Genomic DNA, 25,632 nt, shown 5'->3' with positions numbered 1-25,632 from the left:
TAAGTCATATCGAACTTGCAATTGTACTCACCATGACAGCTTTTGCCATAACCTCCTCATGTAGAGAAGCGATAAATCGCTTTCGCTCTAAGCATTTGAGCCGCTTTTGGTATATCTTGACCTGATCCGAGCAGGAATATACACGCAATTAACAATCATCTGTGATTAGCTAAGGATATGTCAAGTCGAAGTTTTGCTTGATTTAGTGGCAAGTCAAAAAACACATTCAGTTGAATTGGGATAAAAAATATCTTATAGCGCTTCGCGCTGGTGTATTTACACATTAGAGAGGGATGCTTGATCAGGAGGGATTTAGAACACTTGTACTGTAACTACGCGAGAGCGAACTGCTATATATAGCAGTCCTAATTAAATTGGAGCTAAATTTAAGAATTATATTTGCGCCATTCAAAATTCAAAATTAGCACGAGATAGCTGCTGTATTTTCGGCAATTTAGACTGAATATGCTGTCGGATTTCTTCTCGGTGATCAATTAGAGGAATTAAAAAGTTCATTAATGTACCATTTTTGAATAGAGTTTCGGGTTCTATAGTCATTCCTTCCAGCTCAAAATGCTCAAACAATCCTTCAAATTTTCCTTGATAAGTAATACAGGCTGCGGGTGTTCCTTGACCAAGACATGCAATAGCAAGATGCATCCTACCACTGAGTACTAAATCTAGATTGGCTACTATTGCTTTAATCTCTGCGGCTTTGCATGGGGTTGGAACTCGTATACAATAAGGTTGAATTTCCGGATTAATTTCATTCAATATCGTGTCTGATAATACTACATCACTGACTCCTTTATACTCCCGAAAATCATGAGGTATTAGTATAAAACTAAGCTGCTTATTTTGATTAAACATTGTATTTAAAGTATTTACATACGGTTTAATTAAATTTGGATTTTTGGGGTTAATGCCAATTACTATTCGACCATTATCATGTTGCTCATTGATCCATTTACACATCTTCAATACAATCTCCGAATCTACACTAGGCTTGAGCATGAATGCTAAATCGGCAACGAGTTCAATGGAACGATTGAGATGATACGTTAACCGTTTTTGAGAAACTGGATCTCTAGCACATAGCCTTACAGTTGACGGCAAATTGCGTAGAGATTCAACAGAAGCTAAAGTTGGTTTTTCATTGAAACTAAAACCTATAACAGCCGAATTAACACCCATCTTAGCTGCTAAAGAAACAAGCCTTAGCATTTTACAGTTAAAGGCTTCATAATAAGCACCATCCATCATATCGGCACCTAAACAATAAAATCTTTCATATTGACTGGCGATGGGTAGAAAACGTAACAAGGTTTTTAAGGAACGCAAATCATCGTAGGAAAAATAATTCTCCATTTCAATAGTTTCATCAACTTTTTCTAAACCTTGCCATTCTAGGTTGGATTTATAAGAAATTAAACTAATTTTTTTTAAATCTTTTTGTTTAAGATATGATACTGTTGCATTCATCATAGCTTCATCGCCAACGCTCCCTGGAGCAGAAGGGGGAAGGATTAGGCTTGAGGAAGGCTGAATATAGCTAGGTCGCAGAATACGCCAGAACCGGAAAAAGGTAACATATAGAGGAAATAAACAGTAATTGAATAACCACGATATAATGATTGTTTTCATCTTATTGATTTCTAAGGTTAATTAAGTCGTGTATTTTAATAGCTAAGCCAAAATTTATGGACGCATACGCTCCTCTACATAACTCATAATTTTCTCAATTCTATTTTCCCAAGAAAACTGACGTGCAAATTCTATACTTTCTGGATACCCTTCTATTCTTCTCGGATAGGTGTTTATAACATGCTGAATACACTGTGCAAGGGACGTAGGATTATCAGGTTGACACCAGGCTGCAATCATCTGAGATTCCTTAAATCTCATCAGGGGTGGAATTTCCGTTGCTACAATGGGAGTTCCAGAAGCCATATACTGAAAAAACTTAACTGGATTGGTAAAATTTGCAGCATCGCCAGAACAGTGCGGATGAACTAAAACATCAGCCGCTTGCAACACACTCACTAATCGACTTCGTGGAAGAATCCAGCCTAATAGTTTAACATTATTAATATTTCTATTATCAATTATCTGTTGGTAATGACTAACTTGTGATTCTGTTCCACCTGTCAGAGCAAATTGTACTTGGGGTAACTCCCTAGCGGCATCAATTAAATCATCAATCCCTTTAAAACGATGCAATGCTCCTGAATAAACAGCAAGATGTTGGCGTTCATTCGCCAAAAGTTCTTTTCGCCAACTTTCAGCTTCTTCAGGTTGTCTGGCTAGAAAGGAGGGATCAAAGCCATTATCGAGCCATACCACTTTCTCCGGGGGCATACCATGTTGAATCAGGCTTTCTCTGATAATTTCAGACTGGGTTATGGCAATTTTAAAAAATGGACTATGAACAATTTCTGGTTCAAAGGATTTGTCCTGATAGTAGTGACGTTCATAAACCGTGGGAACTTTTTGTAGGACGGCTGTTTTAGCAAAATTCCAATCCCGTGTGTGTACGATTTGAGTATGAGGACGAATATGTATCGGAAAATAGTATTTGGATAGTAGGGTATTAAAGCTAGTCAATTTCCCACCTTTATCTATAAACCAAGGTTTAGGTAGAAGCGCCACTTGTAGCTTATCTTGAGTATTATAAAATTCTTTAAATTCCTCACTAGGAGGTTTAGGATTGAAAGGCGAAATTAAATTGAGTAAATTTGCATCACTTGAACTTTCATGGGGATAGATTAAAACAGTAGAGTAGCCCAAATTGGCAGCAGCATTAGCGCAAAGAACATCATGAATTTCATGGGCAGTACCGGGTTGTAATGATAATTTTCTACTAAAGTAAATATAATACTTTTTCATAATCAATATACTTTCGTCAAATAAAAGGCGACCTATTTTTTGGTAAATTTAGCACTATTCTCAAATAGTTCAATAGTATTAAGAATATTGATAGCTGAACTATAGGATTCTTCTAATAATTCATTCTCCTCTTCTGGGGTATCTACTAAGTCATCCGCTAATAATCGGATAGAACCGATCATGGAATTGAGCATGGTTCGGACTTCGTGAGATGCTTTAATTAAAGCAGGATTCGTTGTCCGTTTAGCTTGAGGATGTTCAGCAAATTGCATCTGGTACAACCGTGCGTAGTACCCTCCTTTGCGTAAAAGTTCGTCATGTTTCCCGACTTCCATGACACATCCTTTCTCTAAGACGGCAATTTGATCAGCGTTTTGCACAGTTGAAAGGCGGTGAGCAATAACTAGAGTTGTGCGATCGCGACTTAATTCCTCCAGCGCTTCTTGTACCAGACGCTCAGAAACTGTATCTAATGCACTCGTGGCTTCGTCCAGAATCAAGATATCCGGATTTTGCAAAAGAGCGCGAGCAATGGCAAGACGCTGACGCTGTCCTCCTGACAATAGCACCCCGCGATCGCCAATCATCGTCTTAAACCCCTGAGGGAGTTGTTCAATAAATTCTAAGGCATTTGCCCGTCGCGCTGCTTCAATTACGTCTTTTTCAGAAGCATCCGGTCGAGCATAAGCAATATTATCGTGAACCGAGGTATTAAACAAAAATGTATCCTGGCTGACAATTCCCATATTATTGCGGAGACTTTTGATATCAAACTCCCGCAAATCGATTCCATCTAGGGTGATACTTCCCTCAGTGGGGTCATAAAATCGTGGTAATAAATCTGCTAATGTTGATTTGCCGGCACCCGATGAGCCCACTAACGCTAATGTTGTACCACGAGGTAAGTATAAATCAACATCTTTTAATATTAACTTGTTCGCTTGAGTCGGATAGGCAAAGGATAGCTCCTGAAAATGAATCCCTTCTTCTAAAGGATGGTAAGGTTGAGAACCCTGGTTCATAAAGGGCTTATTATCCTGGCGCAAGAAGTCATGTGCCACTTCCACACTGGCAGAACTATTTGCCAAGGAGCCCCTCGCTTTGTTTAACTGAGAAATTAAAGGTAAAAGCCGTTGCAGTAAGACGAGAAAACTAAGTAATACCGCCGATAGAGCCTCTATCTGACTGGCAAAAAATATTCGTCCCATAAACACAATTCCCAGCAAACCGATAATGCTAGTCACTTCACCAACGGGTCCTATTGCCGCATTGTTTGCCTGAGATTGAAAATCTGCCTTTTCGCGATCGCGAATTAGCTTTCGGATTCTCTGATACTCTCTCTCATCATTACCGGTAGATTTAACGAGTCTAATTCCGCTTAAAGTTTCTAGCACGGCAATCGAATAAGCTTTTGACAGACTTGATAGCTGCTTACCAAATATCTTGGCACGACTAATCGAATATTGATTGACTACAGCTACAATAGCCACTAAAACTGTTGAAGCTAAAGTCAATTGCCAAGAAAGAGCCAGTAACAAGGCTAGAAATACTAAAGCATTCGTTACAGTCACCATCATATTTAATAGGGTACTGACCTCGCCAGCGGCTCGACCAATTTCTGTACCCAGGCGATTCACTAGATCACCGACTTTCATGCGAGAGTAAAAATCTATATCTACATCGAGTAATAATTTTACTCCTGCTTCACGTAAATCACATGTAATTCTGCGTCTTAACGAACTGGAGGCTAATGTACTGGCATAATTAGAAATATTTTTTAAAGTAATTAGTCCCACAATAGCTCCCGCCATCGCTATCAGCCGATAATTTCCCTGTAGGTTATTAAAGGGTGACATAATCGCCTGAAGAATTGGCGGACCATTTTTTAAATCTAAATCTATACCTAAAAGATTTAAAATGATCGGAGCGATTAGGGCTGTACCAATACCGTTAAACAATCCACCCGATAGTCCCAACAGAACTGTTGTCGTAACTCGTACTGGATATCGTCTAAGAACTTTTGATAATAAATTGGAAGCCATAGAGTTTTATTTTTTTAGTCTATTCAATATTTAAAGCTATAATTTATTAATAACTTCAGATAGTATGTCTGCCATTTTGTCTATACTGTAACATTCTATGCACCTTTGTCTAGCCTTTTTTCCTCGCTCATTGGCGTCTTGATAGTTTTGGAATATCCACCGAATTTTATCAGCAATTTGTTCAGGAGAACTGGCATCAACCAGATAACCCGTGTCTCCTAAAATTTCCGGAATGTCGCCAACGCGCGTCGATAAAATTGGCTTGCCCATTGCCATCGCATCAGTTAGTTTTAAGGGAAACTGAGCTTTAGCGGCTGGAGTATCTCGCTGAGGAACGACCACAATATGAGCCGCTGCAACGACTTCAGGCATTGCTGAAACAGGTAACCTTGGTAGCTTGATAATCCAATGTCCCCACTTTTCCATAAGTTGATGGTCATAATCATCGTATGGACTACCCCCAACAATTACAAGCCTTAAGTCAGATTCATTTAATTGATCGAGTGCGAGCAAAACATCCTCTACACCTTTATAAGGTCGTGGCGCTCCTGGAAACATGATAACTCGATAGTTAGACAGATTATATCGTGTTCTACTCGTTTCTGGATTATACTGACTGGGATCGAATACTGTAGTATCTTTGCCCTGAGGGAGATATACACCACCAAAACGTTCTTGCATGAAATGGGTGTGAGTTGTGATTACATCAGCTTGGGAAACTAAGCCTTCTGTCAATCTTAAATAAACAGGATGATTCGGATTTCTGAGAGCGCCTTCAGGTTTGAGAATATCTCTAGCGAATTGTTTGAAGCTAGGACGATATGTCCAGTCATCGCCTCCGTACCAACTTAACTCCCAATCGTCTATATCTAGTAGAACAGGACATCGGGTTTTAAACTTTTGAATGAGGGCAACACCAAAGCTGGTTGGTTTTAATTTACTGGCATAAATAATATTTCCTTGGATATGTTTAATTAAATTATTGACTGAAATAATAAATTTTGGGTAATTATAGGCTGGAATTGTAACAATCGGAATTTCTGGCGGCGGACTATCTTGACGCTGCTCGTGGGGAACAAATCCGATAACTTCAACTTCATAATCAAGTTTTTGCAGAGCTTTATACAATAAAAATGGTCGAACGGCTCCGCCCCACCTGCCAGATCCACTGCTCGATAAGTCACTGACAACTAATGAAATTTTCCGCTTTGGTTTCAATGATTTGCTTTTTTTTAACTGATCCACTGTAGTCGTCCCATTTGCCGTTCATCCAATACACGATTGATATAACTACGTTCTTCATCAGTAACTTTATAGTCAGAAAGCATCGTAGTAACCAACTGAAGATACTCCAAACGACTCAATTGACCCGTATCGAGAATTCGATCAACAATTTGGGCGATCGCGGGACTAGAGGGGCGTTGAACAGTTCCTGCCATGGGCGGTTAGTCGTTGTTAGTGGTGACCTATACTCTTGACTTACGATAGCCTAGTTAACCGAGGTTCGTCATCTAAAGCTGAGTAAGCGGCAGTAGAGATAGGATGAAGGTTCAAGGCTTCCTTCGTAGCTCCATTCTAATCTAATGCCTATTCAGAATGTCGGCATAATCAGACGATTTGCCATTGAGGTGGTTTATCTCTAAATACGGAAAATGATTGATAACAGACTGTTCTGAGGAGAAACGATTCAATATGCAAGTCCATAGACTACCAGCCCTTTCGGATAACTATATCTTTTTGCTGCATGAACCCGAACAGAACATTGCAGCTGTCGTTGATCCAGCCGAGGCTCAACCTGTATGGCAGCATCTGGAAAAACTGGGTGCAGAGTTAGTAACAATTTTTAACACTCATCATCACTGGGATCATGTGGGTGGAAATCGAGAGTTAATCCAGCGATACCCTGAGGTGTGTGTCTATGGCGGAACCCAAGATCGGGGCAGAATTCCGGGACAACAGGTATTTTTACAAGAGGGTGACCAGGTTCAGTTTAGCGATCGCACGGCTGAGGTCTTTTTTGTTCCCGGTCATACTAGCGGGCATATCGCTTACTATTTTCCCCCTGTCACCAGCGATGAAGTCGGTGAATTATTCTGTGGTGACACCTTATTCGCCGGAGGATGTGGCAGACTTTTTGAAGGGACACCCACACAGATGGTTGATTCCTTGAGCAAGCTACGAGCTTTACCAGACAATACTCGTGTGTGGTGCGCCCATGAATACACCCTAAAAAATCTCAAATTTGCCCGAACCGTTGATCCCAACAACCCAGACCTCCACAGCCGATATATTGACGTTGAAGCGGCTCGTCGGCGCTTAGAGGCAACAGTACCCTCCCTACTGGGCGTCGAAAAACTGACGAATCCCTTTTTGCGCTGGGAACAACCGACACTCCAAGAAGCTGTGAACAGTACAGAACCAGTACAAACCTTTGCCCGGTTGCGGGGGATGAAGGATCAATTTTAACCCAGGGTGTAGAGACGTAGCATGCTACGTCTCTACACGAATCCCAAATTTTCGTATAATTGGAGTTCTGAGTAAGCATCAGTATTTAAGTTAAGCAGCCCGTACCCAAAAAAGACAATGGCAAAACGTGTACAGTTAGTTTTAAATCAAGACGTTAGGAAGCTAGGCAAAACTGGCGAACTGGTGGACGTCGCTCCTGGCTATGCTCGTAATTATTTGATTCCCCATGGGATTGGAACCTTAGCCACTGCTGGCATTCTCAAGCAAGTTGAGCGGCGCAAAGAACAAGAGCGACAACGTTTACTCGAAGAAAAGCAGCAAGCTGAAGCCCGTAAGACGGCATTAGAAACCATTGGTCGCTTTACCATCCGTAAGCAAGTGGGTGAACAAGAGGCAATCTTTGGTACAGTTACGGCAGCCGATGTAGCAGAAGCCATTCAAGCAGCGACGAACCAAGAGGTAGATCGTCGGGGAATCACGCTTCCCGATATCAGCAAGCTGGGTTTCTATAAAGCTCAAGTCAAACTGCATCCAGAAGTTACGGCGGTTATAGAAATTCACGTTGCCCCGATGTAGAGACGTAGCATGCTACGTCTCTACTCCGGATATAGGGGCGGGTTTTACCGGAGAAATTGGGTTTAAAGCCCCGTCCTTATAGGACGGCTTCAAAAACTGTGGTATGATTACGTCAAGTAACTGAGCGTAATATGTTGGTATTCGAGGCAAAGTTAGAAGGAACCAAGGAGCAGTATGAACGGCTAGACGAAGCCATTCGTACAGCTAGGTTTGTTCGTAACAGTTGCCTGCGATACTGGATGGATAACAAGGGAATTGGAAGGTATGAACTGAGCGCATATTGTGCTGTTCTAGCCAAAGAGTTTCCTTGGGCTAAGAAACTGAACTCAATGGCTCGTCAAGCATCTGCGGAACGAGCTTGGTCAGCAATTGCCCGTTTCTACGACAACTGTAAAAAGAATATTCCAGGCAACAAAGGGTTTCCCAAATTCAAGAAGCATAAAACTCGCGATTCGGTCGAGTACAAAACCTCAGGATGGAATCTATCAGATGATAGAAGAACTATCACCTTCACTGATGGATTTAAGGCTGGTAGCTTCAAGATTTGGGGAACTCGTGACTTGCATTTCTATCAGTTGAAGCAGATTAAGCGGGTGAGAGTTGTCCGCAAGGCAGACGGATACTACGTTCAATTGTGTCTCGACCTGGAACGTTTAGAGAAACGGGAACCGACAGGGAAGACGATTGGGCTTGATGTTGGACTGAATCATTTCTACACCGATTCTGATGGTCAAACGGTGGAGAATCCCAGACATCTGAGAAAGTCAGAGAAAGCCCTCAAGCGTCTTCAACGTCGGCTGGCTAAGACACGCCAACGTTCCAATAACCGAAAGAAGGCTCAAAATCGGTTAGGTAGAAAGCACCTCAAGGTAAGTAGGCAACGTAAAGATTTCGCCGTCAAGTTGGCCAGATGCGTAGTCCAGTCTAACGACTTGGTAGCCTATGTAGACGCGCCAGCGGCTTGCCGAAGGCTGGACTTGTTGGTGTCGAATATGGTGAAAAACCATAAACTCGCCAAGTCCATCTCTGATGCTGCATGGTCTACTTTTCGTCAGTGGGTGGAGTATTTCGGCAAGGTGTTTGGAGTGGCGACAGTCGCTGTCCCTCCCCAGTACACTAGCCAGAACTGCTCAAACTGTGGAGAGAAAGTGTACAAGTCTCTGTCGATGAGAACGCATTGCTGCCCTCATTGCAAGTTTGTCATTGACAGAGACTGGAACGCCGCCATCAACATCCTCGAATTAGCATTGCGTACCGTGGGGCGCACGGGAAGTCACGCCTCTGGAGACATCGACCTCTGCCTTGGTGAGGAGACTCCTCAAGGTAAGCCGAGTCGCGGAAAGAGGAAGCCTCGTCAGTGATGGCGGGAATCCCTGTGCGTTTACGCCGGGGAGGATGTCAATGCCCTCTGCCCTCTGCTACATTGTTGTACTTGCTATCTCTGGCGATGGCTCTAGACTTTAATCTTTCAACCATCAGTAGCTCTATACCGCCTCAAAACATTGAGGCGGAGGAGTCGATTTTAGGCGGGATCATGCTTGACCCCGAAGCCATGAGTCGAGTGGTGGATTTATTGTCTCCAGAAGCCTTCTACGTTAGCGCTCACCAAGAAATTTATAGATCTGCCTTCATTCTGCATCATGAAGGTAAGCCAACGGATTTCATGAGCGTTACCTCTTGGTTGTATGACCATAAATTATTAGACAAGGTGGGGGGTCAGAGCAAGATAGCGCAGTTAATTGAACGCACGGTGTCAGCCGTCAATATTGACCGCTATGCGGCGTTGGTGATGGATAAGTACCTGCGCCGTCAGCTCATCCAATCGGGAAATGGGATTGTTCAACTGGGTTACGAGACGCATAAAGAGTTGGACTTTGTTCTTGATCAAGCAGAACAGAAAATTTTTAATGTGACTCAGGTGCGCCCGCAACAAGGGTTAGTGCCAATCTCTGAGACATTAATTCAAACCTTTCAGGAAATAGAAACCCTTCATGAAGGGATTGCCTTACCTGGTATACCCTCTAATTTCTATGACTTGGATGCGTTAACGGGTGGGTTTGGGCGTTCTGATCTAATTATTGTTGCGGGAAGACCCTCAATGGGAAAAACTAGCTTTGCGTTGGCTATGGCTCGCAATATTGCCGATAAATTTCCTGTGGCAATTTTTAGTCTAGAAATGTCCAAGGCGCAATTAGTCCAGCGGCTTTTATCTAGCGAGGCGACTATTGAAAGTAACTATTTGCGAACGGGGCGAATTACTCAAAATCAATGGGAACCTCTCTCCCAAGCGCTGGGAACGTTATCAGAATTACCCATTTATATCGAGGATACGCCTAACCCCAGCGTCATGCAGATGCGATCAAATCTGCGGCGTCTCCAAGCAGAACAAGGGGGAATGCTGGGATTGGTTTTGATCGATTACTTGCAGTTAATGGAAGGGAGTGGTAGTGAAAATCGAGTCCAAGAACTGTCTCGGATTACCCGTTCTCTCAAAGGGTTAGCCCGGGAACTGAATACTCCTGTGATTGCTCTATCTCAGCTTAGTCGAGCCGTAGAAGCCCGGAACAATAAGCGACCAATGATGTCCGATTTGAGAGAGTCAGGTTCGATTGAGCAAGATGCGGACTTAGTGATTATGTTGTACCGGGAGGAGTATTATAATCCGGATACGCCAGATCAAGGGATCGCTGAAGTGATTATTACCAAACATCGCAATGGTCCAACTGGCGTGGTGAAGTTAATCTTCGACCCTCAGTATACTCGCTTCCGCAATCTCGCCCATGGCAATCAGCGATGAGAGGGAACAGGGAACAGGGAACCGGGAACGGTTGTAGTCTTACCAACCAACAGCCTTGGGTTTCAACCCAAGGCTAAACGCTCAATGGGAGAGGTTAGACGGGTTTCTAACTAATTTTTAGCAATTCCACATCGAAAATTAGAGTTGCGTTAGGCGGAATCACTCCACCTGCACCCCGGGAACCATACCCTAATTCCGGGGGAACGATCAGACGACGACGTCCGGCAACTTTCATCGTGGCAACGCCTTCATCCCAGCCTTTGATCACCTGTCCTACACCGAGTTTAAAGGAAAAAGGACGGTTGCGATCGCGGGAACTATCAAACTTGATGCCATCTTCTAGAGTTCCCGTATAGTGAACCACAACGGTTTGACCTTTTTGGGGTTGTGCGCCGTCACCTTCTTTGAGTTCGACATATTTCAAACCCGATGGTGTGGTGACAACGTCCTGATCTGTGTTCTGTGCTTCAGTGGAATCTGTATTCATGGCAATGGGTTGATTGTCAGGGATGGGGCTAGCTTGGGTGACTTGGGTTAGGGATTGAGGTTGGGTGAGGTTGAGTTCGTCGGCTGTTGCACTCCCTCGACTGAGTTGAGTCATCACCAACAACAATCCACAGGCAATAATAACGCCCAAGCTGATTAGAATATCTCTCAAAATCTGTCCTCCTATTCAATGTTTGATCGACGCCACAGCTTATTTTCTAGATCCCGCACTTGACGTTCCAATCGATCAATGCGCCCGCGCAATTCATCCACTTCCGTTTGGCGAGGGACACCTAACTCCTGCAACAGGTTCCGTAGCTGTCGTTCCATGTTGACTTCAAAGTTACCTTGCTCCGATTTGATCTGCTGCACCATATCATCGACGAATCCTTGGGCTTGCTCTGGATTAATTTTTCCATCTTTTACCCATTCATCGCTAACTTCTCGCAGTTTGTCTGCCACCATGGACGTTGTGCCCACACCAACCATCAATAACTGCTTCAGCCAGTCTCTATTATCCATACGCTGTTCCTGTAACTCGGTGCTAACCCCAGGATAGGGGAAGGGAGGTTGATTCCCACCTCCAGTTCCATTGTGTGCTATCTTGCCCATAACTGCTGCTGTGTTCGTTTTTGCCTCAGTTGCACAGTATCCGATCAAGCGCAAGTACCTAGTTATGGTAATTGAGTATCTTAAAGTTAGAGTCTCGCCCGAACTTCGGGAAACATTTATTCAGAAAGATGCCGAAATCTGGACATCCATGCTGGCTAGCTGTCCAGGATTCATCAGCAAAGAAGTCTGGATTGAGCCAGAAACTCCTGCGGAGGTCATTCTGATCATTCGTTGGACAAGCCGTCAACAGTGGGAAGCTGTTCCACAAGAGCAGTTGGATAAAACCCAAAAGCGGTTTGAGCAGGAGTTTAGCAAAGATTATCAGATGATTCAGGCGAGTGAATATCAAGTCAGAAAATTTCCTCAAACACCCAGCTAACGTTAGACCTGATGTCTAGTTGTCCCCGTTGCCATCAATCCATCAGTAATCAAGAAATTACTTGCCCTCATTGTGGCATGATTCTCAAAGCCTACGGTCATCCAGGTATTACCTTACACCAAGCCGTGGAGCAGGAGTATTTGTGTCAAACCTGTCTCTATCATGCCGATGATACCTGTACGTTTCCTCAACGTCCTTATGCCAAGGAATGCACCCTTTACACGGATAAAGATCAGTCTATCCTGGAACCTGAACCGATTTATATGCCGCGTCGTAGTCCCTTACACGGGGCAAAATTGTGGTGTCAGCGTCACCCAGCCGTAGTCGGGTTACTGGGATTGGTTGCTGTTAGTATAGTGTTTACTTTACTCTCTAACTCGTGAGTGGTTACACTTTGAATTAAATCGCTTTTTATGCCCAATCGGGAAAATCCCGTAGCAAATTGCCCACAGACTAGAAGTCTGAGGCTATACAAACTAAGTCCGCCTGCGCGGACTCAATTCAGCCTGCGGAGGTAGGCTTTGTTTGTGTAGCCGCGATTTCCAATCGCTAGGTACTTTGGCTTACCGTTATCCTTGGGTACTTTTTCCTTGAAGCCTGCGGTTCACTTGTAACCTGCTATCAATAGCGATCACACTATTGTGAAAAAATGGAATTAGATTTTTTGAGATTCTTTGACGCTTGTGATCCGAGTAAAACCCTCGCGATCGCGAATCCTGAAGATAAGCAGTATTATATTGATTTTGCCTCAGTTCGGGGTGGTAAGATTATTGAAGCATTGGAACGGACGATTGTTTTGCGTTCGTGTCTTAATCAAGCGACTTGTCAGTTGTTTACGGGACATATTGGCTGTGGTAAGTCTACGGAGTTACGTCGCTTACAAGCCGACTTAGAGGCAAAAGGCTTTCATGTAGTCTATTTTGAGTCTACCCAAGACTTGGATATGACCGATGTGGATATTACCGATATTTTACTCGCGATCGCGCGTCAGGTGAGTGAAAGTCTGGAAACGGTAGGGATTAAGCTTAAACCCGGATATTTTCGCGATCGCTTTCAGGAGATTGCTGATTTTCTGCAAACCCCCATCGAGTTATCTCTGGAAGCCGGATTCTCGTTACCGGGGAACCTGGCTAAAATTACTGCCAAAACCAAAGAAAGCCCCCAGCTTCGTAGTCGCTTACGCCAATATTTAGAACCGCGTACCAGTGGGATTCTCGACTCCCTGAACCAGGAAATATTAGCCCGGGCAACGGAACAGTTGAAACGCCAAGGAAAACAGGGATTAGTAGTCATTGTTGATAACTTAGATCGGGTTCAGGATCGTCGCAATGATTCAGGACGTACTCAACCGGAATATCTGTTTGTGGATCGCGGTGAACAGTTAGGGAAACTCAACTGTCATCTAGTTTATACTATCCCATTGGGGTTAATTTTCTCCAATGATTCTCAAGCCTTAACCAATCGGTTTGGCGGGGGAATTGCGCCGAAAATCTTACCGATGGTGCCGATTCAGTTACGAGATGGGCGGGATTGCGAGCAGGGAATTGCGCTGTTACAGCAGTTAATTTTAGTCAGGGCGTTTCCAGAGGTGACACCAGAGAAACGCTGCAATTTAGTCACTCAAATCTTTGATCATGGGGAAACCTTAGACCGTTTTTGTCGCATTAGTGGCGGTCATGTGCGAAACTTATTAGGGATGCTGTTTCGCTGTGTTAATGATTTTGGGGTTAGAGAATGTTAAAGATTTAGATAATCTGCTCCTAGCAATGAATCAAGTGCGGGATGAATTTAGAAAGGAATTTAAGTTTCCCCTCGTCATTTGGGTGACGGATGAGGTACTGAAAAAATTAGTCCGGTTGGCACCGGATTTATATAATTGGGGCGCTCCTCCCATTTCCTTTTTTTTAACCCCAGAGGCGTTGATTGAGTTCCTGAATCGGGGGGTAGAGGCGGTATTTGCTGAGAATCAGGTGGCGATTCCTGAATTAGAATTAGCGCTGAAGTATTTACAAGGGCGAGGTGAAGAATTAGCGGCAGATTTAACTGCAGGGTTAGAGTTTGTTTGGGGGAGGGAGGATTATATTCAGGATAAACTAGATAACGCCATTGTTCATTATCAACAGTGCCTTTCCCTGTGGCAATCCCCGCCGAAAGATCATCCTGAACGGAAAGGGATTGTCTGGATTCAATTGGGGTTCTGTTATTGGCGTCAAGCTCAGTTGAATCGGGCAGAAAAACGGCGCTATTGGCAGGAGGCGAGGGACTATTTTCAGCAGGGGTTAGGGGTATTTGAGGCGGCGCAACGTCCGGATTTAGTGGCGCGGTTTATCGGGGAATTGGGGGAGGTTTTACGACAGTTAGAAGCGTGGGATGAGTTACAGGAATTAGCGGAAAATGGGTTAAGATTACATCAAAATTATGGAATTGAGCGACAACAGGCGCGGGATTATGGCTTTTTAGCCGAAGTAGCGCTGGCGCGAGGGAATTGGCAAGCGGCGAAACGATTAGCAAATCAGGCATTACAGTGTAGAGACGCGCCATGGCGCGTCTCTACAAATGTACCGGCTCAGGGACATAGTTTATATCTATTCCTCTTAGCCAAAGCCCAGCAAGGATTAAATCAAATTCAGTCGGCGATTGAGACATTAGAACGGGTTAGAGTTGAAACCCATCCCCAGGCTAATCCCCAGGTTTATAGTGACAGTTTAAAAGAACTGCAACGGCTCTATTTTAATCAAAAGGACTATTTAAAAGCATTTGCGATTAAGTAGAGGGGTTAGAAAGGAGGGCGGTTGAAACCGCAACTACACAAACAAAACCTGCCTTCGCAGGTTCTGAACTGACTGATTCTGATTTAGTTCGCGCAGGCGAACTTCGTTTGTCTAGCCGCGAATTCCATTCGCCGGAACAAGGGGCTATCCTGGCAGAATTGCGACAAAATGAGCAGCGCCATCGGTTAGTGGTATTGATTTTTGATCAGTTTGAAGAATTCTTCTTTGTCTGTCAGGATACTGCCGCCAGAAAACCCTTTTTTGAGTTCCTCAGTGATTGTCTAAATCTCCCCGATGTGAAAGTTATTTTATCCCTGCGGGAAGACTATCTCCATTATCTGTTGGAGTGTGAACGTCTGGCGCGGATTGATGTAATTAATAATGATATTCTGAATAAGAGTAATCGCTATGAGTTGGGGGATTTTGCCCCAGAGGATGCCCAGGCGATTATTGAACAGTTGACGGCGCGATCGCAGTTTCATCTGGAGTCGGAATTAGTCGAGCAGTTGGTGCAGGATTTAGCTGGGGATACGGGGAAGGTGCGCCCGATTGAGTTGCAAATTGTCGGGGCGCAATTACAAGCGGAGGAGATTAATACGCTGGCTGAGTATCGCCAACGGGGGACAAAAGATGAGTTGGTAAAGCGGTATGTAGAAGCCGTGATTAAAGATTGTGGGCAAGAGAATCAACGAGTCGGGGAGTTGGTGTTGTATTTGTTGACGGATGAGAAGAATACTCGTCCGCTGAAGACTCGTCGTGATTTGGTATCGGAGTTAACCGCATTACCCTTAGATTGGGTGATGGATAGTCAGCAGTTAGAGTTGGTGCTGAAGATTTTTGTCGATTCTGGGTTAGTGGTTTTGTTACCGGAAAAGCCAGAGGATAGATATCAGTTGGTGCATGATTATTTAGTCGGGTTTATTCGCCAGCAGGAAGGGTTTGGTATTGTTGCCGAATTGAAGGCGGAACGGGAGAGACGACGGCGGAGTGAGGCACAGTTAAAGGTTGTTAAACAGCGCAAGCAGCAAGTCGAGCAAGAGTTAACCGTGGCGCAAGCAGAACTTGAGCGGGTTAATCAAGAAGCCAGAGAGACAATTCAACGGGCAAATCAGCAACTGAAAGAGGCAGAGGAACGGTTAGCTGATGCTAGGAAAAAACAACAGGAAGCCCAAGCGGAGCTGGCAGAAGCTCAGACAGGGACTCGGTTAGAGCGAGCTGGGGTGGCGGCGATTAAACAGTTTGAGTATCAACAATTAGAAGCTTTGATATCAGCCATGGAGGCGGGGCAAGAATTAAAAGAGTGGGTTAAAGATGGTCGCCCTTTAGAAGAGTATCCCGCCACTAGCCCACTTTTGGCACTCCAGACAATTTTAGATAATATTTGGGAACGCAATCAATTCCAGCATCAGGAGATAGTCAGCGCTGTAGCCATAAGCCCCGACGGTAAGCAAATCCTGACTGGCTCAGGAGACTATACCGCTCGCCTGTGGGACATCCAGGGCAATTTAATTAAAGAATTAACCGGGCATCAGGATGCAGTCTGGGGCGTAGCCTTCAGTCCCGACGGCAAGCAAATCCTGACTGGCTCAGGAGACAACACCCCCCGCCTGTGGGATAACCAGGGCAATTTAATTAAAGAATTAACCGGGCATCAGGGTTGGGTCAATGCTGTAATCTTCAGCCCCGATGGAAAGCAAATCCTGACTGGCTCAAGAGACAACACCGCCCGCCTGTGGGATAACCAGGGGAATTTAATTCAGGAATTAACCGGGCATCAGGGTGGGGTTATAGCTGTAGCCATAAGCCCCGATGGTCAGCAAATCCTGACTGGCTCAGTAGACAACACCGCCCGCCTGTGGGATAATCAAGGCAATCTAATTAAAGAATTAACTGGGCATCAGGATTTGGTCGATGCTGTAGCCTTCAGTCCCGACGGTAAGCAAATCCTGACTGGCTCAAGAGACAACACCGCCCGCCTGTGGGATAACCAGGGCAATTTAATTAAAGAATTAACCGGGCATCAGGGTTGGGTCAATGCTGTAATCTTCAGCCCCGACGGCAAGCAAATCCTAACTGGCTCAGGAGACAACATCGCCCGCCTGTGGGACATCCAGGGCAATTTAATTCAAAATTTAACTGGACATAAGAATTCGGTCACAGCCGTAGCCTTTAGCCCAGATGGAAAGCGAATCCTGACTGGCTCAGATGACAAAACAGCTCGCCTCTGGGACATCCAAGGTAAATTAATTCAGGAATTAACCGGGCATCAGGGTGGGGTTATAGCTGTAGCTTTCAGCCGTGATGGAAAGCAAATCCTGACTGGCTCGTCTGGCGAAACCATCCATCTCTGGGACTTGCAAGGGAGACAGATGGCTGAATTTGCAGGCTATGGAACTATCAGCCCCGATGGGCGCACCATTGCCTTGATTCAAGAGGATAAAGTCGTGTTAAAGCCAGGTTACCGCCATTTAGATGAACTCTTGGCACAGGGTTGTGATTGGCTCAAGGATTATCTGGCGACGCATCCGCAAGCGCGGGAGCGGTTGCCCGTTTGTGGAGAGTAGAGGATGGGGATTGGGAATTGGTTTAACCGTTCTACAACACTTGGACAAAGCTAGACAACATTGGATATTGTTAGACATCATCCGGGTTGCTTCGGAGCTTCACCCTGGCGGTGTCGGCACTCCACCAGTCCACAGGCTTAAAATCGGACGAAACTCGCCCTACTAAAAGACTGTAATTGTAGTAATTTGAGAAACTTCGCTGCTTTACTCCGTTATTTTCAGCGCCATTAAGGTTGCTGGATTTCTTAACCGCCTGCCTTACAGGTGCGCTACTTTTAAAAGCTTTGTTACGGGATCTCAAGCCCTAATTTTTTTAGCTTGGTTTTCGCTCCTGCGGTCATTATAACAGAACAACGCTTAGACAAGGTATCCAACAATGTCAAATTCTGTCCAAAGATTTACTTACAGTTATTTACCCCAAGGTTGATACCCCGTTGAATTCCGCTAGATTAGGGCACGATAATATCGTGCCCCTACCCCATGAATTATCCCTGATGTAGGGGCGCACGGCGTGCGCCCGATTTAATGGTAAAATCTATTCCACAATTTTAACTGTGTCAGTCCACTACAAACTATGACACGACTTGACAAACCTGTAAGCTTCGACTGGGCAATTTGCCCAAAAAACTGGCATCCTATTATATAGAGGAACTCAACGTCAGTATTCAGTCATCTATCTTTTGGCTTATCTGTCATCACTGAACCCTAGCACCGACTGAATCTGGATTAGCTCATCTATTCACAGAATCTTTTCAGGATAACGATTATGCCCTACCAAAATATTAGCGCTACGCTTTCGGACGAAGATAAAGAAGCGATTAAAGCCGCTATCAAAACCATTGAGGAAAAACTCTCATTCTTGGTGAATCTGAGTGTTGAAGAACGCCGTAAGCTGTTTAAGATGGGAGATAAAAGCTTGGGATTTGTCCAGAATAGTTTAAATATTGCCCAGTCGAATCCGGATATTTTGCCCAATAGCTTTGATTTTAATGAATTTGTCCAGGATTATAAGCAAGCTGGGCGGTTGAAACCGCAGCTACACAAACCAAACCCGCCTGCGCGGGTTTTCAATATTTCATTAGTCCGCGTAGGCGGACTTTGTTTGTCTAGCCGCGATTTTAATCGCCGTGGCAAAAGGGGATTACTAATCCTTTTTGATTACACCACGCTCAACTAAATAACGCTTAAATTCCACACCCTGACGCTCGACAATTTCCGTATCATAGACATGAAATCCATATTTTTTAAACAACCCCAAGCTAAACTCACTGGCTTCTGCATATAAGCGCTCAATCCTGTGATTTTTGGCATAATCCAAGAGCGTTTGCATTAGAGTCGAACCAATCCCTTGGTGGATGCGATCGCGCCGGACATAGGCTGAGGTAATATGACCATCATCGGCTATCCCGGCAAAGCCGAGAATCCCGGTTTCATCTGTCGCCACAAATGTTGTCCCTGACAAAATGAACTCGCGGAACCTGACACCATCTGCTGCAAACGACGCCCAGCTATGAGTTTGCTCATCAGAGTAATAATGCGGCGCGATCGCGAGTACCGTTTCTTGATACAATTGTGCCAGTTCCGGAATATCCGATTCTTGTGCCATCCGAATCGTCATGTCTATAATCAGTGAAAAATTAGGTCACCGATGCGGTTGTCTCATCCGTCTCTGTTGAGAGTAAATGGTCTTCTGATGTCAGTAAGTGGTCTTCTGAGAGCTGCTCAGATTGCTCTTTTTCTGTACACACATCCAAGTCAAACCAAAAGGTTGTACCAATCCCCACTTCACTGACTAAATAGACTCGGCTGTGGTGTTTCTCCACAATATTTCGGACAATAGAAAGACCTAAACCTGTACCTTCTAGGGTATGCACCCGGTTTTCGACGCGGAAAAATCGATCAAAAATTGCTTCTTGATCCTCCCAATCAATCCCAATACCCGTATCAGAAATTTCCACCCGAACTTGGGGAATTTCATCCGGATGATGGGGATTGGTTTCTAGGGGATAGGTACGAATCACCACTCGTCCACCAGATTCTGTGAATTTCAGCGCGTTGCCCACCAAGTTATCAAAGACTTGCAGCAATAAGTCATAATGCCCTAACACAAGAGGCATTTGGGGCGCAATTTCCTGAACCAGTTCAATCCCTTTATCCCGGGCATTAAGCTGGTAGGTGCGGAGGGTTTGCTCCACAGGTCCTGCCACGTCTACAGGTTCAAAATGATAAATGCGGCAAGATGTCTCCAGTCTCGACAAATCCAGAACATCGTTAACCAGACGAGTTAAACGGTCGGTTTCTCGATTCGCCGTTTCCAGAAATTCTTGCCGTTCTACTTCGCTCAATTCTTCGCCGTATTCGTGTAGGGTTTCGATAAATGACTTGATATTAAATAATGGTGTTCTCAGTTCATGAGAAACATTGCTAATAAATTGACTCTTTGCCTCATTCAGTTCAACCTCACGGGTAATATCCTGCACTGTCATGGCAATGCCTTTGATACTCTCGCGATATTGATCAAACACCCGTGTCAGCAGAATCCGAACCGTGCGAGGTGTAGGTTCACTCAGGGTAATGCGAAACTCCTCTCCTTCCCGTTCCCCTGTCGTTTCGCCGCCAGCAATTTGATACAGGGGTCGCGTTAGTTCCAGGGTTACGGCTGTCGGTAGATGATGCAGCACGTTTTCGCCAACCAGGGTATGACTATCCCAGCCAAAAAGACGCCGCGCCGTCGGGTTGACCAAAATCACGTTCAATGTGGTATCGATCAATACAGCACCATCCGCGATCGTAGATACCAAGGTTTCCAGTTTGGCTTTTTCTGCGGTCAACTCCTCAATATTTTGTTCCTCATAGCGCTCTAAGCGTTCTGCCATTTCGTTGAAGCTGGAAATCAGTTCTCCCAGTTCTCCTCCCAGAGGTAAGTCTATGCGCTGCTTGAAGTTCCCAGCGGCAATATTTTTGACACCCGTTAGCAGTTCTTTAATCGGTTGTGTAATCGTCAAGGCATTAAATACCGCGCCCAGAATCACCATCACCCAAATCGAGATAAACACAGCAATGGTGACATCCCGGGTCAAATTCGAGGAAGCGACAACTGTGGGATTGGGGTTAATGCCAATGGCTAAAACTCCCAGATACTTGCCTTCATGGGTGAGAGGAACAAAAACATCAGTAACTTCCCCGTCTGGGGTCAGATGCTGCCGAACCATGGGTAGGTCTGAGTTTTTGGCATAATCTTCAGGAAGCTGAATTCGGCGTTGAATCGTCAGAGAATTGTGAACTTCTGATTCAGAAAAGGGGATGCCGAAGAAGATTCTGCCATCCTCGTCAGCGTAAATCATATAGCGCACGCTAGAGGTACTGCTATAAAAACGGTTAGAAAAGCGAGCGACTTCTGTCAGATTGTTTTCCGCAATCTGAGGCGCTACATTAGCCGCCAGCAGTAGACCCAAATCCCGACCAAAACGAGTATCGTTCACTCGGGCGTCTTGTTGAATCGTGTTGACCGCCCAAAAGGTCAAGCCACTCATAATCAGGGAGACGGCTAAGGTCGCCGCCGCCATTAATCGGGTCTGGAGAGTAAACTCCGACCACCACCGTGCCAGTACTTCTCGGAAGGTTTTCAGCAAAGCCTGCAAAATTGGTTAATCAGCATTAAACGGAAAAGTTTCCTTAATTTATATTAAATTCTCTCAAAAATTGAAGCTTTGAGCAAGGAGAGGGTGATGGGGGAAGTTTTGAGTTAACTCCCATATCCTCCTCGGCTCCTCGGCTCCCAGACGTGGGATGACACGTCTGGAACATCTTCTGTCTCCCTGTTCCTGCTCTTGAGTACAACTGTCGATCTGACAGGGGTTAGGTTTGGGTGACGCGATGACCGATATCTTTACGATAGTACATTCCCTCAAACTCAATACAGTCGAGCGCACGATAAGTGGCTGAAATCGCGCCTTCTAATGTTTCGCCTGTTGCTGTCACCCCTAAGACGCGCCCACCATCGGTTAGCATTTGTTGCTGCTTAAACTGAGTTCCGGCACAAAAAACCGTAGCACCTCGTTCCTGCGCTTGTTCAATCCCATTAATAACATGACCTTTCTGATAAGCACCCGGATACCCTTGAGCCGCCGCCACCACACAAGCCGCCGCCCCAGGTTGCCAGCTAATTGGGGGAAATTCTGCCAGTTTCCGCCCTGTACAAGCCAGGAGCAACTCGTGCAGAGGCGTTTCCAGCAACGGTAAAATCGCTTGGGTTTCTGGGTCACCGAAGCGACAATTAAATTCCAGAACGGTAGGATCACCTTGAGGCGTAATCATTAACCCCGCGTAGAGAACGCCGCGATAGTCAATCCCTCGTTCCTGCAACGCATTAACCGTGGGTTGAAGAATGTCTTGCTCAATCCGTGCCATCAAGCTAGGATTCACCAAGACAGAGGGAGCAAAAGCGCCCATCCCTCCCGTATTGAGTCCCGTATCGCCTTCACCAATCCGCTTGTGATCTTGAGCGGGTAATAAAGGACGAATGGTGATGCCATCGGTTAGTGCCAAAACAGATACTTCTTGACCCGTGACGCATTCTTCGATGACCACGGCATTAAACTTATTCTTAAACAAGAACTCAACCGCCGCCACCGCTTCCTCAATGGTTTGAGCCACCGTAACCCCTTTTCCGGCTGCCAAACCATCTGCCTTGACCACAATTGGGGCGCTTTGCTCTTTCAGATATGCGATCGCCTCATCCTTATCGGCAAACATAACAAACCCAGGAGTGGGAACGCCAGCCGACTGCATTAAGGTTTTTGCCCAAGCCTTACTCGATTCAATTTGGGCACCCGCTTGCGTGGGACCAAAAACCACCAAGTTTTGACGGCGCAAATAGTCCGTAATCCCCAACGCCAAAGGGAGTTCCGGACCAACAACCACTAAAGAAACATTATGAACCAAAGCAAACCGGGCAATTCCGGCAAAATCATCCACTCGTAAGGGCAGATTCTGACACTGTGGGTTTGTTGCTGTACCCCCATTGCCAGGAACACAGATTACTTGTTTAATGCGTTGAGATTGCAACAGTTTCCAGGCGAGGGCATGTTCGCGTCCCCCATTGCCAACCACCAAAATCTTCACGTTAGCCTTGCGCTCCCGAAGAAATGAACGATAAAGTATACACTGCCATAAAGCAGGTGGTACATCTGCTTGTGCTGTACCCAGTGAGTGTGTGAGTTGAGCAAATGCCCTCCATTATGCCATGGGATGTCCCCTGATGAAGTGCGGAGGGACTCCAGGTGCAGGGGAGTGGAGAGGGGAGAGATGGGGAAGATGAGGGAGATGAGGGAGAGAATTTACAAATGACGAATGACGAATAACTTATCCTTTTTGCTTTATCCTTTTTGCTGTTGATAGCGCTGTTTAAATTCTTGCTGTCGCTTTTTGTGATCCACGATGGGTTCAGGATAGCCACAACTCGAACATTCATCTGAGGGAATTTTACCCGTAACCAGGTATTTTGTATCCAGTGAACTCAGTTCCGGTAACCATTGACGAATATACTCTCCATCCGGGTCATATTTTTGTGCCTGAGTCGCTGGATTAAAAATTCGCAAGGGTTTCGGGTCCATTCCACTGGATGCACTCCATTGCCAGCCGCCATTATTAGCCGCTAAGTCACCATCATATAGCTTTTGCATAAAAGAGTTTTCACCCCACTGCCAGTTAATAATCAAGTCTTTAGTCAAGAAACTGGCAACAATCATCCGACAACGGTTGTGCATCCATCCCGTTTCATTTAATTGGCGCATGGCAGCATCAACGATAGGATAACCCGTTCTACCTTCACACCAGGCTTTAAACAAGGTTTGATTATTGTCCCAGGGGAAATCTTGGAAAGTATCACGATAGGGTCCTGTTGCTAATTCAGGGAAGAAATAAAGGGCATGTTGATAGAATTCTCGCCAAGCTAATTCCTGTTGCCAGGTTTGAATACTATCACGAGTTTCATCGCTACGGCTGCGCTCTATAGCCCTTTGGGTAGCTTGCCAAACCGTGCGAATTCCGATCGCACCAAATTTGAGGGCGGCGCTGAGTCGGGATGTGCCATCAATTGCGGGAAGATTGCGTTGGTGTTGGTATTTGTCAATGGCGCGATCGCAAAATTCCTCTAGTCTCTCTTTCGCGGCTTTCTCTCCTGGTTCTAGGATTAGGGGATTGTTCCAAGTCAACCCTAAATCTTTAGCCGTAGGTAACTCAATTGTGCCAACCTTTTTCACCACATCCTGTTCCGTTTCGGTGAGTCCTTCAGGATTTTTTAAGGATTCAGCAGGGGCGGCTTTGGCTTGGTCTTTCCAGTTTTTCCAGAAGGGGGTATAAACTTTGTAAGGATCGCCGGAATTGGTGCGAATTTCTCCGGGGGCGTGTAAGAGTTGATCCCAGAAAATTTCAACCGCAATCCCTTTTTCAGATAGGGCATCTTGTACCGTGCGATCGCGCCTTTGGGCATAGGGTTCAACATCCCGGTTCCAGAATACCGCTTTGGCGTTGAGGGCGTCAGCTAGGGCGGGAATTCCTTGAGTAGGGTTTTGATGCAGGATTAATAATTGACTCCCAACTTCAGCGTAGCGTTGTTGTAACTCCTGTAAACAGCCAATCATGTACGTGACTCTAGCTGGGGCTATATCATCGCGTTCTAGGATATCTGGGTCAAGGCAAAAAACTCCTATCACTTTCTGGCTTTTTTGACAAGCCGCAGCCAGCCCCATATTATCAGAAATTCGTAAATCACGGCGATGCCAGAAGAGAATCAGATCAGTCATGAATGATGAAATTTGAATCTGTAGGGGCAGGTTTAGTGTTTCTCGTTTCGCTGTCGATTATAACGTTTATTCAAAACGCGCCCTCCAAAGTCATCAATCAAGTGCATTAAAATGGGCTAAAACTCTTATCCAGTCAGCTTTAGCTGGCTTGAGCTTTTAGTCTTGGGTTTCAACCCAAGGCGGTTTAAGGCTTATAGGTCAGTGTTAGGATAAAGTAAAAATATTACAGGTAGCGTAGTTTCAGGTCGTTTATAATGATTCAAATCCTACCCAAATCACTAACATTTGACGAGTTTGTTGCTGAATACGGAGATCATCCTCGCTATGAACTAATTGATGGAGAATTAGTTGACAAGGAGCCAACAGGTTCCCATGAACAGGTAACGGGCTTTATTAACATGCAGTTGAACCTAGCCATCGCTCATCTTAAGCAACCCTACTTTATCCCGATGCGATGTCTGATTAAACCCTTAGGTCAATCTTCCGCCTTTAAACCGGATGTTATTGTCTTAGATAGATTTGCCCTACGCGATGAACCGTTATGGCAACGTGAACCGATTATTACACTGGGAACTTCAGTCAAATTAGTGGTTGAGGTGGTGAGTACAAATTGGCAAAACGATTATGCCCGCAAAGTGGATGATTATCAAGCCTTGGGAATTCAAGAATATTGGATTGTTGATTATCTGGGCTTAGGTGGAACATTTTTTATTGGTTCTCCTAAACAATCGACGATTACTATCTGCGATTTAAAGGGAGAAACTTACGAGATGAGACAGTTTCGACGGGGAGATTATGTGGTGTCACCAACATTTCCTGACTTGGAGTTAGACGCTGACCAGATTTTCAAGGCTGGTGTGTTAGATTAGCCGTAATCCCTGAATTTCGCTAGTTGTCATTTAGTTATGTCATTGGCAAAGAGTTGATCGTGCTTCCCTTTGTTTCCTCAATTCTATAAAATTGTCGCACAACTCCACTAACCTCCTCTGCGTTCCTCTGCGTTAACCTCTGCGTCCCTCTGCGTTAAAAATATACTTATCAGATAGAGAGAGACGTTCCAGCGAAACATCTCTACAATGTTCGCCACACAACCCTATTTTGCAACATATAGCGCTTCGCGCTGGTCTAGTTACAAGTTAGAATAAAGAATGTACAACTTCTCATCAGGTCTACTAGCTATGGCGATCGCTTATAGTCAAAACATACGAATACGTGCCTTGGAGCTGATAGGGAATGGCGTGTCAGTC

The 25,632-nt window shown here is 45.0% G+C and carries 21 protein-coding genes and 1 pseudogene; 11 read left to right on the top strand and 11 right to left on the bottom strand.

The features are described 5' to 3' along the window. Positions 1–408: 408 nt before the first annotated feature. The 5 genes from RID09_RS30955 to RID09_RS30935 are packed head-to-tail and all read right to left on the bottom strand — an operon-like array spanning position 409 to position 6,367. The gene (locus RID09_RS30955; RefSeq protein WP_446339737.1) at positions 409–1,644 is read right to left on the bottom strand and encodes a polysaccharide pyruvyl transferase family protein; all 1,236 of its coding nucleotides are present in this window, start codon (positions 1,642–1,644) and stop codon (positions 409–411) included. A 54-nt stretch (positions 1,645–1,698) separates the two neighbouring features. After that, positions 1,699–2,886 carry a glycosyltransferase gene (locus RID09_RS30950; protein ID WP_446339736.1) on the bottom strand — a complete coding sequence of 396 codons (1,188 nt, stop codon included), beginning with the start codon at positions 2,884–2,886 and terminating at the stop codon, positions 1,699–1,701. Positions 2,887–2,918: 32 nt separating this feature from the next. Further along, positions 2,919–4,928 (bottom strand): ABC transporter ATP-binding protein, encoded by a 2,010-nt coding sequence (locus tag RID09_RS30945; protein ID WP_446339735.1) that lies wholly within the window; start codon positions 4,926–4,928, stop codon positions 2,919–2,921. A 36-nt stretch (positions 4,929–4,964) separates the two neighbouring features. After that, complete coding sequence (locus RID09_RS30940; RefSeq protein ID WP_446339734.1) at positions 4,965–6,173, bottom strand: glycosyltransferase family 4 protein; 1,209 nt, start codon at positions 6,171–6,173, stop codon at positions 4,965–4,967. Next, on the bottom strand, positions 6,161–6,367 hold the full coding sequence (locus RID09_RS30935) for a hypothetical protein (protein WP_446339733.1): 207 nt from the start codon (positions 6,365–6,367) through the stop codon (positions 6,161–6,163). The genes RID09_RS30940 and RID09_RS30935 overlap by 13 nt, the downstream gene beginning before the upstream one ends. A 253-nt stretch (positions 6,368–6,620) precedes the next feature. On the opposite strand from RID09_RS30935, the gene gloB reads away from it, so the two are divergent. The 4 genes from gloB to dnaB all read left to right on the top strand — a co-directional run bounded on the left by gloB (position 6,621) and on the right by dnaB (position 10,767). After that, the gene (gloB, locus tag RID09_RS30930) at positions 6,621–7,394 is read left to right on the top strand and encodes a hydroxyacylglutathione hydrolase (RefSeq protein ID WP_446339732.1); all 774 of its coding nucleotides are present in this window, start codon (positions 6,621–6,623) and stop codon (positions 7,392–7,394) included. A gap of 117 nt (positions 7,395–7,511) precedes the next feature. Beyond that, a complete protein-coding gene (rplI, locus tag RID09_RS30925; protein ID WP_446339731.1) occupies positions 7,512–7,970 on the top strand; it encodes a 50S ribosomal protein L9 in 459 nt (152 codons plus the stop codon). 131 nt (positions 7,971–8,101) lie between these two features. Beyond that, entirely contained in the window at positions 8,102–9,331 is a 1,230-nt protein-coding gene (locus tag RID09_RS30920) for an RNA-guided endonuclease InsQ/TnpB family protein (protein ID WP_446339730.1), read from the top strand. Positions 9,332–9,417: 86 nt separating this feature from the next. Then, positions 9,418–10,767, top strand: a complete 1,350-nt coding sequence (dnaB, locus tag RID09_RS30915) for a replicative DNA helicase (RefSeq protein ID WP_446339752.1) — start codon at positions 9,418–9,420, stop codon at positions 10,765–10,767. Between the two features lie 106 nt (positions 10,768–10,873). Here the strand turns inward: dnaB and RID09_RS30910 are convergent, their stop codons facing one another. Both RID09_RS30910 and RID09_RS30905 read right to left on the bottom strand, forming a co-directional pair. Beyond that, positions 10,874–11,425, bottom strand: coding sequence for an FKBP-type peptidyl-prolyl cis-trans isomerase (locus RID09_RS30910; protein ID WP_446339729.1), 552 nt, complete (start codon positions 11,423–11,425; stop codon positions 10,874–10,876). 11 nt (positions 11,426–11,436) lie between these two features. Beyond that, positions 11,437–11,775, bottom strand: a complete 339-nt coding sequence (locus RID09_RS30905) for a phasin family protein (protein ID WP_446339751.1) — start codon at positions 11,773–11,775, stop codon at positions 11,437–11,439. Between the two features lie 154 nt (positions 11,776–11,929). Between RID09_RS30905 and RID09_RS30900 the strand changes: the two genes are divergently transcribed. The 6 genes and pseudogenes from RID09_RS30900 (at position 11,930) to RID09_RS30875 (ending at position 18,756) form a co-directional block, all read left to right on the top strand. Continuing rightward, on the top strand, positions 11,930–12,244 hold the full coding sequence (locus RID09_RS30900; protein WP_446339728.1) for a TIGR03792 family protein: 315 nt from the start codon (positions 11,930–11,932) through the stop codon (positions 12,242–12,244). An 11-nt stretch (positions 12,245–12,255) separates the two neighbouring features. Next, positions 12,256–12,627 (top strand): hypothetical protein, encoded by a 372-nt coding sequence (locus tag RID09_RS30895; protein WP_446339727.1) that lies wholly within the window; start codon positions 12,256–12,258, stop codon positions 12,625–12,627. 266 nt (positions 12,628–12,893) lie between these two features. Further along, positions 12,894–13,958 (top strand): annotated as a pseudogene (locus RID09_RS30890) (P-loop NTPase fold protein); the annotation flags it as partial. Further along, positions 13,954–15,015 (top strand): tetratricopeptide repeat protein, encoded by a 1,062-nt coding sequence (locus RID09_RS30885; protein WP_446339757.1) that lies wholly within the window; start codon positions 13,954–13,956, stop codon positions 15,013–15,015. The pseudogene RID09_RS30890 and the gene RID09_RS30885, both read left to right, overlap by 5 nt. 107 nt (positions 15,016–15,122) lie before the next feature. Next, positions 15,123–17,579 (top strand): nSTAND1 domain-containing NTPase, encoded by a 2,457-nt coding sequence (locus tag RID09_RS30880; RefSeq protein ID WP_446339726.1) that lies wholly within the window; start codon positions 15,123–15,125, stop codon positions 17,577–17,579. Between the two features lie 766 nt (positions 17,580–18,345). Beyond that, positions 18,346–18,756, top strand: a complete 411-nt coding sequence (locus RID09_RS30875) for a hypothetical protein (RefSeq protein WP_446339725.1) — start codon at positions 18,346–18,348, stop codon at positions 18,754–18,756. Here the strand turns inward: RID09_RS30875 and RID09_RS30870 are convergent. The 4 genes from RID09_RS30870 to RID09_RS30855 form a co-directional block, all read right to left on the bottom strand. Then, complete coding sequence (locus RID09_RS30870) at positions 18,724–19,197, bottom strand: N-acetyltransferase family protein (RefSeq protein ID WP_446339724.1); 474 nt, start codon at positions 19,195–19,197, stop codon at positions 18,724–18,726. The genes RID09_RS30875 and RID09_RS30870 overlap by 33 nt on opposite strands. Before the next feature lie 19 nt (positions 19,198–19,216). Next, a complete protein-coding gene (nblS, locus tag RID09_RS30865) occupies positions 19,217–21,220 on the bottom strand; it encodes a two-component system sensor histidine kinase NblS (protein WP_446339723.1) in 2,004 nt (667 codons plus the stop codon). A 217-nt stretch (positions 21,221–21,437) separates the two neighbouring features. After that, positions 21,438–22,703, bottom strand: coding sequence for a phosphoribosylamine--glycine ligase (purD, locus tag RID09_RS30860; protein WP_446339722.1), 1,266 nt, complete (start codon positions 22,701–22,703; stop codon positions 21,438–21,440). 254 nt (positions 22,704–22,957) lie between these two features. Next, positions 22,958–24,385: an FAD-binding domain-containing protein gene (locus tag RID09_RS30855; protein WP_446339721.1), complete on the bottom strand. Its 1,428-nt coding sequence runs from the start codon at positions 24,383–24,385 to the stop codon at positions 22,958–22,960. 254 nt (positions 24,386–24,639) lie between these two features. Between RID09_RS30855 and RID09_RS30850 the strand changes: the two genes are divergently transcribed. Further along, positions 24,640–25,254: a Uma2 family endonuclease gene (locus tag RID09_RS30850; RefSeq protein WP_446339720.1), complete on the top strand. Its 615-nt coding sequence runs from the start codon at positions 24,640–24,642 to the stop codon at positions 25,252–25,254. The last annotated feature ends 378 nt before the right edge of the window (positions 25,255–25,632 follow it).

Source organism: Coleofasciculus sp. G1-WW12-02 (assembly GCF_040219735.1).
In the GTDB taxonomy this organism is placed as follows: Bacteria; Cyanobacteriota; Cyanobacteriia; order Cyanobacteriales; family Coleofasciculaceae; genus Coleofasciculus.
The sequence above is the reverse complement of the archived record's forward strand: the minus strand, read 5'-3'. Positions and strand labels throughout refer to the sequence as shown.